Raw genomic sequence first — 13,236 nt, 5'->3', positions numbered from 1 at the left:
GGGCGGATGCCTAGGGCTTTTTTGGCCAGCTAGGCACTTCTCGGCGAGCACCCGTGGGCAATGCGGGTGCGGGCATTTCGCCCCATTGGCCCTGGCCCGACGCGCTATCTGAAGGCTGGGGCGCCTGGCCCTGATCGGACCTGCCTGCAGGCGGTGCTTGCTCCTGGCGACGATGGCGCAAGGCAAATTCGGCAACGGCCTCTATATCTTCTTCAGCGATGGCCGCAACCCCACGCCACGCCGCATGGGCCCGCGCGCCGCGCAACCACACCAGATCGGCACGCAGGCCGTCGACACCAGCGGCAAAGCAGCGCTCGGTAATCTGTGCCAGGGCCTGGTCATCCAGGGCGATGCTTTCCAGGCGTGCACGGGCCTGGGTGCAACGCGCGCGCAGCGCCGCTTGCTGGTCAGCCCACTGCGCGCAGAACGCGCCGGGGTCGCTATCGAAATCCAGGCGCCGGCGAATGATCTGCCCGCGCTCGGCCGGCAAAGTCTGCCCGCTCAATGCCACGTTGAAACCAAACCGATCCAGCAACTGCGGACGCAATTCACCCTCCTCCGGGTTCATCGTGCCGATCAGCACAAAACGCGCCGAGTGCCGGTGGGAGATGCCATCGCGCTCGATCAGGTTGGTGCCACTGGCGGCGACGTCGAGCAACAAGTCCACCAGGTGATCGGGCAGCAGGTTGACTTCATCCACGTACAACACGCCGCCGTCAGCCTTGGCCAGCACGCCCGGGGAAAACTGCGCACGGCCTTCGCTCAGCGCCGCATCCAGGTCCAGGGTGCCGACCAAACGCTCTTCGGTGGCGCCCAACGGCAAGGTGACGAACTGCCCGCTGGCCAACAGGTCCGCCAAGCCACGGGCCAGGGTGGACTTGGCCATGCCGCGCGGGCCTTCGATCAGCACGCCACCGATCTTCGGGTCGATGGCGGTCAGGCACAGGGCAAGCTTCAGGTCGTCGGCGCCGACCACTGCCGACAGTGGGAAATGGGGGATGTCAGTCATCAACTGTCTTCTTCTATGTCCAGCAACAGGTTTTCCAATGCCTCGCGGTAGGCCCCCGGCTCCTGCCACATGCCACGCTGCTGGGCTTCCAGCATGCGCTCGGTCATGTCGCGCAAGGCGTCGGGGTTGTGCTGTTGCACAAACGCCCGGGTGTCGGGGTCGAGCAGGTAGGCATCGGCCAGCAGTGCATATTGGTGATCGTCGATCAGCGCAGTAGTGGCGTCAAAGGCAAACAGATTGTCCACCGTTGCCGCCATCTCGAACGCGCCTTTGTAGCCGTGGCGCTTGACCCCTTCGATCCACTTGGGATTGGCCGCGCGGGAGCGGATCACCCGGTTCAGCTCTTCCTTCAGCGTGCGGATCTTCGGCAGGTCCGGCTGGCTGTGATCGCCATGATAGCTGGCAGCCTTGCTGCCACTGAGGGTTTCCACGGCCGCGAGCATGCCGCCCTGGAATTGGTAGTAGTCATTGGAGTCGAGCAAGTCGTGCTCGCGGTTGTCCTGGTTCTGCAACACGGCCTGCACCTGGCTCAGGCGCTGGGCGAACTGTTCACGGGCCGCAGTGCCTTCATCAGAGCCACCATAGGCGTAGCCACCCCAATTGAGGTAGACCTCGGCCAGGTCTGCGCGGCTTTGCCACAGGCGAGCGTCAATCGCGCCCTGCACGCCCGCGCCATAGGCACCGGGCTTGGCCCCGAAAATGCGCCAGCCGGCCTGCCTGGCCGCAGCCTCTTCATCCAGGCCAGACTTGCGCAGCGCCTCGCGCTCGCTGCGCACCTTAGCCGCCAGGGGGTTTAGGTCGTCCGGTTCATCCAGCGCCGCGACCGCCTGCACCGCAGCATCGAACAAGCGGATCAGGTTGGCGAAGGCATCGCGGAAGAACCCGGACACCCGCAACGTAACGTCAACTCGCGGGCGGTCAAGCAAGCTGATGGGCAGGATTTCAAAGTCATCGACACGCTGGCTGCCCGTGGCCCATACCGGTCGCACGCCCATCAACGCCATGGCCTGGGCGATGTCGTCACCGCCGGTGCGCATGGTCGCGGTGCCCCACACCGAAAGCCCGAGCTGGCGCAGATGGTCACCATGGTCCTGCAGGTGCCGCTCAAGCATCAGGTTGGCGGACTGGAAGCCGATACGCCAGGCAGTGGTGGTGGGCAGGTTACGCACATCGACGGTGAAAAAGTTACGCCCGGTCGGCAGCACATCGAGGCGCCCACGGCTCGGTGCGCCGCTAGGCCCCGCCGGTACGAAACGACCGTCCAAGGCATCCAGCAAGCCGCGCATTTCCGCCGGGCCACAGGCATCCAGGCGCGGTGCGACGACGATGCGCAGGCTTTCGACCACGGATTTCACATCTTCCCAGCCGGGCTCCTCAAGCTGTTCGAGGGGCCCTTCCAGTGCCTGTTCGATCAACCGCGCCGCGTACAGCTCCAGACGCTCGCGGGTATCGCCGGCGGTGCGCCACAACTGCCCGTCGATCTTCTGCAACACGTCGGGGCGGCGCCCGGTCCAGGGTTCGGCCAGGGCGCAATCGAGCGGGTCAAAGCCCAGCTCGAAGGCCTTGGCCAACACGCGCAGCAGGCTTGATTGCGGGCCGCGCCCGTCGCCACGCGGGATGCGCAGCAGGGCCAACAAGGTATCGATACGCAGGCGCCCCTCGGGCGATTCGCCAAAGATATGCAGGCCGTCGCGGATCTGCGATTCCTTCAGGTCACACAGGTAGGTGTCCAGGCGCGGCAGCCACACGGCAGCGTCGGCCTCGTTATCCAGCGCAAGCTCCTGATCGATGCGGGTTTCGCGCACCAGCTTGAGGATGTCCTTTTGCAGCTCCAGGGCCCGTCGCGGGTCGAGCAACTGCGCTTCGTAATACTCATCCGCCAACAGTTCCAGGTTACGCAGCGGGCCGTAAGTCTCGGCGCGGGTCAGCGGCGGCATCAAGTGATCGATGATCACCGCCTGGGTGCGGCGCTTGGCCTGGGCCCCCTCGCCCGGGTCGTTGACGATAAACGGGTAGATATTGGGCAGCGGCCCCAGCAACGCATCCGGCCAGCAGTTCTCCGACAGCCCGACGCCTTTGCCCGGCAGCCATTCCAGGTTGCCATGCTTGCCCACGTGGATCACGCCGTGGGCGCCGTAGGTGTGGCGCAGCCAGAAATAAAACGCCAGGTAAGCGTGGGGCGGTACCAGGTCCGGGTCGTGGTACACCGCGCTGGCATCCACCTGGTAACCCCGCGCCGGCTGGATGCCGACAAAGGTCAGGCCCAGGCGCAGGCCGGCGATCATCATGCGCCCATCGCGGCACATCGGATCGTTATGGGGCGTGCCCCAGCGTTCCAGCACAGCCTGGCGGTTGGCCTCGGGCAAGCGATTGAACATCGCCTGGTAATCGTCCAGCCCCAGGCTTTGATGGCAGGGGCGCAGGTCGAGGCTGTCGAGGTCGTTGGTCACACCGCCGAGCAGCTCGTGGATCAAGGCGGTGCCGCTGTCCGGCAACGTGAGCGGCAGCGGATAACCCTTGGCTTGCAGGGCACGCAGGATATTCAAGGCCGCAGCCGGCGTATCCAGGCCCACGCCGTTACCGATGCGCCCGTCGCGCGTCGGGTAGTTGGCCAGGATCAGGGCGATGCGTTTTTCTGCATTCGGCACCCGGGCCAGTTCGACCCAGCGCCGCGCCAGTTCGGCCACAAAGTCCATGCGTTCGGGGGCTGCGCGGTAGCACACCACGTCCGACTGGCTGCGCTCGCTGCGCCAGGCCAGGTCCTTGAAGCTGATCGGGCGGCTGATGATGCGCCCGTCCAGTTCCGGCAAGGCAATGTGCATCGCCAGGTCGCGCGGGCCAAGGCCTTGTTCGCTGGCTTCCCAACCGGGTTGGTTGTCCTGGGCGCAGATGGCCTGGATCACCGGGATATTGCGGCGAAACGGCCGCAAATGGGGCGTTTCCGGGCTGGATTGGGCAAAGCCGGTGGTGTTCAGTATCACCGCCGCCTGCACCTCATCCAGCAGATCCTCGACCACCGTCAGGCAGCCGGGCTCCTTCAAACTGGCCACCGCCATTGGCAGCGGATTCAGGCCCGCCGCCTGCAAGCGCTGGCAGAACACGTCGATAAAAGCGGTATTGGCCGCCTGCAAGTGCGAGCGGTAGAACAGCACCGCTGCCACCGGCCAATCGGTGCTCCAGTCCGCCTGCCAGTCACTGAGGCGCGCATTGGCGATGCGGGGGTGATAAATCGCCGTGCGCGGCAGGGTTTGCGGTTCGGCCCAGGGGTAATCGCGGCCCAGGTAGCTACTGGCCAGGCAGCGATAGAAATCCAGCGCATTCCCCAGCCCGCCCTGGCGCAGAAAATGCCACAGGCGCTCACGCGCCTGCGCATCCACGGTGCTCAGGCCGCTGAGTTCGGGGTCGGGACGGTCATCCCCCGGCACCAGGATCAACTGCACGCCCTGCCCGGCCAACTCCACCAGGCGCTGGATACCGTAGCGCCAGTAGCCGATGCCGCCATGCAGGGATATCAGGATGACCTTGGCGTGGCGCAACACCTCGTCCACATACAGGTCCACCGACGCGTGATTCTGCACCTGCATCGGGTTGGCCAGGCGCAGGCTCGGGTAGTCGTCGGGCAGTTGCTGGGCGGCTTCGGCCAACAGCGCCACGCTGGAATCACCGCTGCACAGGATCACAAGCTCGGCGGGGGTCTGTCCAAGGTCGGCGATGTTGTCATCGGAGACGAAGCCACCGGGCTGGGTCCTGAGCAGATGCATGGGTTAAACGCTGAGGGCAGCGCGCAATTGCGCTTCCAGGCCTGCTGCGTCCAGGTCCTGGCCGATCAGCACCAGACGCGTGATGCGTGCTTCGTCAGCCCCCCAGGCGCGGTCGAAGTGCTTGTCAAAGCGCGTACCCACGCCCTGGATCAACAGGCGCATCGGCTTGTTGGGGATCGCGGCGAAGCCTTTGACCCGCAGAATGCCGTGCTGCACCACCAATTGCGTCAGGGCGTCGAGCAGCAGCGCTTCATCAGCCTGTGGCAGGTCGATGGAGATGGAATCGAACGCATCGTGATCGTGGTCGTCTTCACCTTCGTGGTGATGATCGTGATGGCTATGGCGCCCGTCGATATGCTCCTCGGAGCCGGCGCCCAGGCCAATTAACACGTCCAGGGGCAGGCGGCCGCTGCTGGCCTCGACGATTTTCACTGCTGGCGGCAGTTCTTCGGCGACTTCCAGGCGTACACGGGCCAGGTCTTCGGGGCTGATCAGGTCGGTTTTATTGAGGATCACCAGGTCGGCGCTGGCCAGTTGGTCGGCGAACAGCTCGTGCAGTGGCGATTCGTGGTCCAGGTTGGGGTCGAGTTTGCGCATGGCGTCGACCTGGTCGGGGAATGCGGCGAAGGTGCCGGCGGCTACGGCCGGGCTGTCGACCACGGTGATCACCGCGTCAACCGTGCAGGCACTGCGGATTTCCGGCCACTGGAAGGCCTGGACCAACGGCTTGGGCAGGGCCAGGCCGGAGGTTTCGATGAGGATATGGTCGAGGTCGCCACGGCGCGCCACCAGTTCACGCATCACCGGGAAGAACTCTTCCTGCACGGTGCAGCACAGGCAGCCGTTGGCCAGTTCGTAGACACGGCCGTTGGCTTCTTCTTCGGTGCAACCGATGGAGCACTGCTTGAGGATCTCGCCGTCGATGCCCAGTTCGCCGAATTCGTTGACGATCACCGCAATGCGCCGGCCCTGGGCGTTGTCCAGCATGTGGCGCAGCAAGGTGGTTTTGCCCGAGCCGAGAAAGCCGGTGACGATAGTGACGGGGAGTTTGGCCAGTGTTTTCATCGGATGCCCTTTGGGGCGGGCATACGGGACGACTGGCCCTGCGGCGGCGCAGGTGCTGGATTCGTCACCGGATCACCCCGCCCGGTTGAAATGGAAAATCGGTTGCGAGGCAGGTCTCCTGGCTTGGGGCTTGCTGGCCTTGCGGCTGGCGCTGGCTGCGCCTTCCCGCCTGGTACAGGCAGTGGCGTGGCAGTCAGATAAACCCTTTACAGTTGCGGGGGCAGCCGCGGCTTGAACCGCGTTCCCTTCTTAGCTTCGGCCGCAGCCGAAGAACCTCGAAGGTGCAAGGCTACGCAGTGCCCGGCAACTGGTCAACGTCGCGCAGCTAAACGCATCTAGTGACTCAAGGGTGCACCTCACCTCTGGGGACCCAAAGTGAAACCGTCACGCCGCGAACACTACATAACTATCGCACCTCTCACCAACCCACTGAATACACTGTATATGCATCCACGTTAGCTGGAACGATGACAATCAATTCAACAGAAAACGCAATTCAACCAATATCACTCGCTATAACGCCTAAAATCAATAACCTCCCATCTTTGCCGACACTGAACAATGATGTTTCCCACCGTACTTTGTCGTAGACATCAACCCATAGTATTTCTGATAGACCCTGACCTGGCAGGAGACCAGATCGACGTTATGACATGGACAATTTTGACTATACGTTTGCTCATGCCTGCCCCCTAATCGCCTTTTCAGGAGCGTTACTAGCCAGCACTACAAAGACCTGTACGTAGTGCAGACCGTAAAAGCACCTTATGTAAAAGCCCGCCTTGAATCCAGCCTGGCTATCCAGTCCATACGAGTTAAAGAGGTGCTGTAATTTAATGAAATCCATTTCGCAGTCAGCATGAGGAACAGCAGCCTTGAAAAACATCACTCACTCTCAAGGCAGCTTTCCAAACAATCCAACCCCAAGCCCACCTATTCAATGGGGATACAAACACGATGAAGTCTTCAGCAAGCATTCAACCCAGTGCGCCTATGCTTAACGCACCTCGCACTACACTCCCCAAAGACGCTTCTCCCACCTTAGCACCGACACAAAACATCTCATCGGACATTCCGTATTTTGAGAGCTACACCCACTCGATGCTGGCCGAAAAACTACTGGCCCATTTCATAGATTTGGAAGTCCCAGGCGCTAAAACATCCAACAGCTTTCGCTTGGATGAGCTTAAAAGTATGGCGAGAGGCAAACTACACGACGGACGAGATGCCACACAAGAGCAAGTAGAGCTTGCAAAGCAGGTCATCAACCGCCCAGAACTAGTCAAGTCACTCTTTGGTTCGCACTCCGGTAATGTGACCTGGGACCAAGTCGCTCTTATCGCTGGAGACTTCAAAAGTCTCAGCGATGCAGCCCTGCTGGACCAAGCGAGAATTTACTTTCGCGAATTTGCCAAAGGTCCCAAAGATCATTATGTAAACTTTAACGAACTGCGAGAGGCCGCACGCCAAACAAGAAGCACCCGCCATTTTTCGTACAATGCAACCAAAGTTGCCCAAGAACTTCTTAAGCGGCCTGACCTGCTTTGGGATTTGGATACAAAGCCTGTCTCGCTCTCACGTCCAAGCAAACCAGACAACAGATTTGGGTTGGGCAGTATTTTTTACTCAGAAGATTGGGTTTCCACGTCACCGCGTCGCCCTGGCTGATCAGGCAGGCGTCAATTCGTCTATTTGACGCCCGCCCTCTGGCCATGCTCTCCTACACATCTTGTTTCGGGTGCCCTTTACAGGGTGAAACGGGAAACCGGTCAATCATGCATGCATGACCAGTCCGGTGCTGCCCCCGCAACGGTAAGCGAGCGAAGCGTCACAGCCACTGTGCTTTTGGCATGGGAAGGCGATGCTTTCAGGACTCAGGAGAGCCCCCTCGCAAGCCCGGAGACCGGCCCGAAAAATCAAATAACAAACCCGCGGTGGGCGGGCGCTGTTCAGAACCCTGCGTGCCCGGCTCGCGGGGTTTTCATGCGCTCGTGTCACCCTGCCACTCGAAAGGGACGTGCCATGTCGATCATCAGCAGCACCTCACACACCGCCAGCAGCTCCGCCACCTTGAGCCAACGCCTGACCGCCGCGATCGGCGCGGCGATCCTCGGTGCATGCCTGGTGTATTTCGCCGGGTTCTCGCATATCGAGGCCGTGCACAACGCTGCCCACGATACGCGCCACAGCGCCGCCTTCCCGTGCCACTGAGACCTGCCGCCATGATCAAGCGAATTGCGCAAACCGCAGGTTTCACTGGCCTGCTGGCCGCCCTGTTGCTGACCCTGCTGCAGAGCTTCTGGGTGGCCCCGTTGATCCTGCAGGCGGAAACCTTCGAAAACGCCCCTGCCGCGACCGAGGTACATGAGCATGCGCCTGGCGCTGCGGCCCACAGCCACGACGCCGAGGCCTGGGAGCCGGAAAATGGCTGGCAGCGCGTGCTCTCCACCACTGGCGGCAACCTGGTGGTCGCCGTAGGTTTTGCACTGATGCTCGCCGGCCTCTACACCCTGCGTGCCCCGACTCGCACCGCCCAGGGCCTGCTCTGGGGCCTGGCCGGCTACGCCACCTTTGTGTTGGCGCCGACCCTCGGCCTGCCACCGGAGCTGCCCGGCACCGCTGCGGCGGACCTGGCGCAACGGCAGATCTGGTGGATCGGCACTGCAGCCTCCACTGCCGCCGGCATTGCGCTGATTGTGTTTGGTCGCAACTGGCTGCTGAAGATCCTCGGCGTGGCCATCCTGGCGGTGCCCCATGTGGTTGGCGCGCCACAGCCCGAAGTGCACTCGATGCTCGCCCCAGAAGCTCTGGAAGCACAGTTCAAGATCGCTTCGCAGCTGACCAACGTTGCGTTCTGGCTGGCCCTGGGCCTGATCAGTGCCTGGTTGTTCCGGCGTAACCGCGACGATCAGTACTCGGCATGACAACGGCCAACACCCGGCCGGCCCTTGTGGTCGGCCTGGGTTGCCAGAGTGGTTGCAGCGTCGAGGCGTTATTGGCGCTGTTCAATGAAGCCTTGGCTGGCGCAGGGATCGACCCTCGGCACATCAGCGCACTGGCGAGTATCGACCGCAAGCAGGATGAGCCGGGTTTACTGGCCCTGGCCGCCAGCCTGGGGTTGCCGCTGAAGTTTTTCAGTGCCCAGCAACTGGCGAGCCATGAAGCGCAACTGAGCCACCGCTCTGCCGTCGCCTTTGCCCATACCGGCTGCCATGGCATCGCTGAAAGCGCGGCCCTGGCCCTGGCCACGCAGCTGGCCCAGCGCCCTGCCCGCCTGTTGATCAACCGCCAGAAAAGCCCGCAAGCCACCTTTGCATTGGCGTGCGCCGGCTGAATTCCCGATAATCCCCGTCCTTGATCATGAGCGGTCTTCATCTACAGCCCGCCTTGCCCGCTTTTTCACAGGAATGTCCCATGACCGTCTACTTCATCGGCGCAGGCCCCGGCGACCCGGAACTGATTACCGTCAAAGGCCAGCGGCTGATCCGCAGTTGCCCGGTGATTATCTATGCCGGCTCCCTGGTGCCTGCCGCGGTGCTTGAAGGCCATCAGGCCCAGTTGGTGGTCAACAGTGCCGAACTGCACCTGGAGCAGATCATTGACTTGATCAAGGACGCCCACGAAAAAGGCCAGGACGTAGCGCGTGTGCACTCCGGCGATCCAAGCCTGTATGGCGCGATTGGCGAGCAAATCCGTCATTTGCGCCAGCTGGGGATTGCCTTCCAAATCATTCCAGGGGTGACTGCGGTGGCCGCGTGTGCCGCGCTGCTGGAGGCGGAGCTGACTTTGCCGGATATCGCCCAAAGCGTGATCCTGACCCGCTATGCCGACAAAACCACGATGCCTGCGGGGGAATCCTTCGACAGCCTGGCCAGCCATGGCACCACCATGGCGGTGCACTTGGGGGTCAATCACCTGGAGAAAATCGTCGCCGAACTGCTGCCACATTATGGTGCGGATTGCCCGATTGCCGTGGTGCACCGGGCAACGTGGCCGGATCAGGACTGGGCCATTGGCACCTTGGCGGACATTGTCGAAAAGGTCGCGGCGAAGGGGTTCCGGCGCACCGCGCTGATTGTGGTGGGCCGGGTGCTGGCCAGCGACGGCTTTAGCGAATCCTCGCTGTATCGCGCAGGCCATGCCCACCTCTACCGGCCCTGACACCACGCAAGACAACCTGTGGGAGCTGGCTTGCCTGCGGTAGCGGTGAAACAGTCGATAGATAAGTCGCCTGGCACAGCGTCATCGCGGGCAAGCCCGCTCCTACAGTTGATTCTCTTTGTTAGATAGCTCGTGTAACTCATTAATTTAAATCAATAAAAAACGGCGCTCACGGGCGCCGTTTTTTGTTTGCAGCGAACGCCTTAGTAGTAGGCGTTTTCTTTCTGCGTATGGTCAGTCACGTCACGTACGCCCTTGAGCTCGGGAATCCGCTCCAGCAACGTACGCTCGATGCCCTCACGCAAGGTCACGTCGGCCTGGCCGCAGCCCTGGCAGCCGCCACCGAACTTGAGCACGGCGATGCCGTCATCCACCACGTCGATCAGGCTGACCTGGCCGCCATGGCTCGCCAGGCCCGGGTTGATCTCGGTTTGCAGGTAGTAGTTGATGCGCTCGTTGACCGGGCTGTCGGCGTTGACGTTCGGCACCTTGGCGTTGGGCGCCTTGATGGTCAGTTGGCCGCCCATGCGATCGGTGGCGTAGTCGACCACCGCATCATCCAGGAACGCTTCGCTGAAGGCGTCGATGTACGCAGTGAAGCTCTTGAGCCCCAGGGCGGTGTCTTCAGGCTTTTCTTCGCCCGGCTTGCAGTAGGCAATGCACGTCTCTGCGTACTGGGTGCCAGGCTGGGTAATGAAGACGCGGATGCCGATACCCGGGGTGTTCTGCTTGGACAGCAGGTCAGCCAGGTAATCGTGGGCGGCGTCGGTAATGGTTATGGCAGTCATGGGAACTCCTCACAGGCTTGCTGGCAGTTTACGCCAATCGCCTCGGCGGTACAAAGTCCTAGTATTTTTGTCAGGCAAATCCATATTTACAGGTTCTCGTAGCGATTCATATCCAGCACACCCTCTTCCACCGGCGTGGTTTCACGGACGTACTGCGATAAATCGTGGAAATACTCCCAGAACTGCGGGTGGCTGCGGCGAATGCCCCAGCGCTCGACAATCCGTTCAAAACGCTTGGCGTCCCTGGCCCGCTCCATGTCCTCGACGAACTCAGGCACATCCTCGGCCGGCACGTTGAAGATGAAGTTGGGGTAGCTGCTGAGCACGCCCGGGTAGATCGTCAGGGTATCCAGGCCCGGCTGATAGCGATAAGCCTCGCCCAGCATAAACGCCACGTTACTGTGGGCACGGTTGCGCAGCAGGCTGTAGACCTCGCGTTTGCCGCTGCGGGTCTGGATGCGCAGCATAGTGGCTTCCGGCAATTGTTCGATCACCTTGAGCCCGGCCGCCGGCCTGGAGGTCAGGCGGCTGAGGGTTTGTTCGGCATCGCGCAGTTGCGGGTCGATACCAGGACGCGAGCAATAGGCGCTGATGCAACGGTTGATCGGATCCGGGCTGGCATTCAAATCGCCATAACGGGCAAGCAACTGGTTGGCAAAGTCGCGCTTGGGGTCCTGCGGGTCCAGTTTCAGGCCGGTGGGCTTGTCGTTGTCGATGGCCTCATAGTCCAGCCACAGCTTGACCTTGCCGCTGTTCTGGTACCAGTCATCGAGGTACCCATCGCGCGAGTCCGCCGGCATCAGGCGCAGGAAGTTCTGTTCGGCGCCATTACGGATCAGGTCGAAATACAGGCGGGTCTGGGCCTGGTGCGAGACGTTGCCAAACACGTCGAAATTGACCGCCAACTGGTAATAGGTGCGTTCCAGCAACGGATAATCGAACAACCACAGCGTCTGTGGCACTTCGCCAATCAGGCCTTTGGTCACAGAAGCGCTGTCGAAATGGCGGAAGATGCTCAGCAACGCGTTGTTATTGCCCTCCCATAGGCTCGACCAGCCTGGCGCCGGCAGGTCGGCGTAGTTGTCGCGACGCAGGGCCTCATATTCATTGCGTTTGTCGCGATAGGCCAGCCATAGGCCCAACACACTGCCCACGTCATCGTTCTGCCCCGGCATCGCCAGCAACGGCGTGGCCTGGCCGCGATAACGCGCATCGGTGATGTACAGGTCGTGTTCCGGGTCCTGGAACAGGGTCCAGAAGTTGTCGCGGATCACGTCCGTGGCAATCTGCCCACGGCACACCGGCCCGCGAATGAAGGTGCGCACGAAGTATTCGGCGTTATCCAGCATGAACTGGTAGCGCGCCTTGGCCGGGATCGCCTCGAACGTTTCAAACGGATTGGCCCGACGGCCAGGGCCGTAGCCGGGCAGCGCCACTACCTGCCAGTCGCCGCTGTAGAACAGCGCCTTGATCCGCGCCATCTTCGCCGCACTGAACGGGTACGTGATGTGGGTCTTGTGCACGATCACCCCTTGCACCGGCCACAGGCGGTAGTACACCTGGGTGCCGGGGTCGTCATTCGGGCGACGGGTGTTGATCAGGTCGATGGGCTGGCCGCTGGGCGTACGCGAGCGTACCCACTGGAAAAAATTCCCCGGCTCACCGCCCTCGAAATAGATATGGGCGAGGAACAGGTGTTCGAATAACCAACGCGCCACCAGGCTTTCCCGGGCGCCGGGCTGGTTCAGCAGGTTTTCCCATTGCTGTACCTGCAAGGCTTCCTGGGCGCTGGGCGCCAGGCCCTGCTCATCAATGGGCGCACCGGACGCCAGCCAGCGTTGCAGGGTCTGGTATTGCTGGTCGGTCAGGCCGGTGACGGCCAGGGGCATGCCTTCCTTGGGGTGCGCGCCGGCGTAGGCGTCGAACTCCCCCGGTAGCGGGCACATGTTTTGGCGGTTGAGGCCCAGCACAATCTCATCGGGCAGCTTGGCATTGGGCGCCAATGGGGTGTTATGGCCCAGTTCCAGCATGCGCGCCATCAGCGCCGCCTGGCTGCCCTGGGCATCCAGTACCGAGGCAAACCCCTGGCGCTGCCAGGCGGCCTTGCCAAAGGCGTCATAAAACAGCCGGGTCGGCTGCGCAGCCTGGCTGCGCTCGCCGTCGTACACCGGCACTTTGCTCGCGCCGCGTGCCGCGCCTTCGCCACTGCCCAGGTTGAGCTGGCAGGCGGAGTCGTAGCAGGCGTGGCAGGCCACGCACTTCTCGGTGAAAATCGGTTGGATATCGCGGGTATAGGAAAACGCCGGGGCGGGTCCGTTGGCCTGTGCTAGGCAGGCGACCAGTGCCAAGACGGCGCTGGTGATGAGGCGAAATGACATGTATCCGGTCCCGATTCAATGCGTGCGCTGAAAAATTGCCGCGATTCTACCGATGTCGGCCCGCTATCAACATG

The 13,236-nt window shown here is 62.1% G+C and carries 10 protein-coding genes and 2 riboswitches; of the genes, 5 read left to right on the top strand and 5 right to left on the bottom strand.

From position 1 onward, the window contains the following. Window positions 1-10 precede the first annotated feature (10 nt). Genes HBO11_RS06375 through cobW form a run of 3 tightly spaced genes read right to left on the bottom strand, consistent with a single transcriptional unit; the run spans window position 11 to window position 5,835 of the window. Window positions 11-1,009 carry an AAA family ATPase gene (locus tag HBO11_RS06375; protein ID WP_169953296.1) on the bottom strand — a complete coding sequence of 333 codons (999 nt, stop codon included), beginning with the start codon at window positions 1,007-1,009 and terminating at the stop codon, window positions 11-13. Beyond that, window positions 1,009-4,770: a cobaltochelatase subunit CobN gene (cobN, locus tag HBO11_RS06370; protein WP_169953293.1), complete on the bottom strand. Its 3,762-nt coding sequence runs from the start codon at window positions 4,768-4,770 to the stop codon at window positions 1,009-1,011. The genes HBO11_RS06375 and cobN overlap by 1 nt, the downstream gene beginning before the upstream one ends. 3 nt (window positions 4,771-4,773) lie before the next feature. Next, the gene (cobW, locus tag HBO11_RS06365; protein ID WP_169953291.1) at window positions 4,774-5,835 is read right to left on the bottom strand and encodes a cobalamin biosynthesis protein CobW; all 1,062 of its coding nucleotides are present in this window, start codon (window positions 5,833-5,835) and stop codon (window positions 4,774-4,776) included. Between the two features lie 90 nt (window positions 5,836-5,925). Continuing rightward, a riboswitch (cobalamin riboswitch) is annotated at window positions 5,926-6,128 on the bottom strand. Between the two features lie 664 nt (window positions 6,129-6,792). On the opposite strand from cobW, the gene HBO11_RS06360 reads away from it, so the two are divergent. From HBO11_RS06360 to cobM, 5 genes are all read left to right on the top strand, one after another. Continuing rightward, window positions 6,793-7,503, top strand: coding sequence for a hypothetical protein (locus tag HBO11_RS06360; RefSeq protein WP_169953289.1), 711 nt, complete (start codon window positions 6,793-6,795; stop codon window positions 7,501-7,503). 51 nt (window positions 7,504-7,554) lie between these two features. Next, window positions 7,555-7,762, top strand: a riboswitch (cobalamin riboswitch). Between the two features lie 95 nt (window positions 7,763-7,857). Then, window positions 7,858-8,046, top strand: a complete 189-nt coding sequence (locus tag HBO11_RS06355) for a CbtB-domain containing protein (protein ID WP_131696627.1) — start codon at window positions 7,858-7,860, stop codon at window positions 8,044-8,046. 11 nt (window positions 8,047-8,057) lie between these two features. Next, entirely contained in the window at window positions 8,058-8,759 is a 702-nt protein-coding gene (locus HBO11_RS06350) for a CbtA family protein (RefSeq protein WP_169953287.1), read from the top strand. Next, window positions 8,756-9,169 (top strand): cobalamin biosynthesis protein, encoded by a 414-nt coding sequence (locus HBO11_RS06345; protein ID WP_169953285.1) that lies wholly within the window; start codon window positions 8,756-8,758, stop codon window positions 9,167-9,169. Before HBO11_RS06350 ends, HBO11_RS06345 begins: the two co-directional genes overlap by 4 nt. An 80-nt stretch (window positions 9,170-9,249) precedes the next feature. Beyond that, on the top strand, window positions 9,250-9,996 hold the full coding sequence (gene cobM, locus HBO11_RS06340) for a precorrin-4 C(11)-methyltransferase (RefSeq protein ID WP_169953283.1): 747 nt from the start codon (window positions 9,250-9,252) through the stop codon (window positions 9,994-9,996). A 203-nt stretch (window positions 9,997-10,199) separates the two neighbouring features. Here the strand turns inward: cobM and nfuA are convergent, their stop codons facing one another. Next, window positions 10,200-10,784, bottom strand: a complete 585-nt coding sequence (gene nfuA / locus HBO11_RS06335) for a Fe-S biogenesis protein NfuA (RefSeq protein ID WP_003190728.1) — start codon at window positions 10,782-10,784, stop codon at window positions 10,200-10,202. 86 nt (window positions 10,785-10,870) lie between these two features. After that, the gene (locus tag HBO11_RS06330; RefSeq protein ID WP_169953281.1) at window positions 10,871-13,162 is read right to left on the bottom strand and encodes a fatty acid cis/trans isomerase; all 2,292 of its coding nucleotides are present in this window, start codon (window positions 13,160-13,162) and stop codon (window positions 10,871-10,873) included. Window positions 13,163-13,236: the final 74 nt, after the last annotated feature.

Source organism: Pseudomonas sp. WS 5010, assembly GCF_012985565.1.
Lineage (GTDB): Bacteria > Pseudomonadota > Gammaproteobacteria > Pseudomonadales > Pseudomonadaceae > Aquipseudomonas.
The sequence above is the reverse complement of the archived record's forward strand: the minus strand, read 5'-3'. Positions and strand labels throughout refer to the sequence as shown.

Coding starts and splice junctions, on each gene's coding strand:
- HBO11_RS06375 (WP_169953296.1), bottom strand. CDS start 1,009: ATGACTGACATCCCCCATTTCCCACTGTCGGCAGTGGTCGGCGCCGAC.
- cobN (WP_169953293.1), bottom strand. CDS start 4,770: ATGCATCTGCTCAGGACCCAGCCCGGTGGCTTCGTCTCCGATGACAAC.
- cobW (WP_169953291.1), bottom strand. CDS start 5,835: ATGAAAACACTGGCCAAACTCCCCGTCACTATCGTCACCGGCTTTCTC.
- HBO11_RS06360 (WP_169953289.1), top strand. CDS start 6,793: ATGAAGTCTTCAGCAAGCATTCAACCCAGTGCGCCTATGCTTAACGCA.
- HBO11_RS06355 (WP_131696627.1), top strand. CDS start 7,858: ATGTCGATCATCAGCAGCACCTCACACACCGCCAGCAGCTCCGCCACC.
- HBO11_RS06350 (WP_169953287.1), top strand. CDS start 8,058: ATGATCAAGCGAATTGCGCAAACCGCAGGTTTCACTGGCCTGCTGGCC.
- HBO11_RS06345 (WP_169953285.1), top strand. CDS start 8,756: ATGACAACGGCCAACACCCGGCCGGCCCTTGTGGTCGGCCTGGGTTGC.
- cobM (WP_169953283.1), top strand. CDS start 9,250: ATGACCGTCTACTTCATCGGCGCAGGCCCCGGCGACCCGGAACTGATT.
- nfuA (WP_003190728.1), bottom strand. CDS start 10,784: ATGACTGCCATAACCATTACCGACGCCGCCCACGATTACCTGGCTGAC.
- HBO11_RS06330 (WP_169953281.1), bottom strand. CDS start 13,162: ATGTCATTTCGCCTCATCACCAGCGCCGTCTTGGCACTGGTCGCCTGC.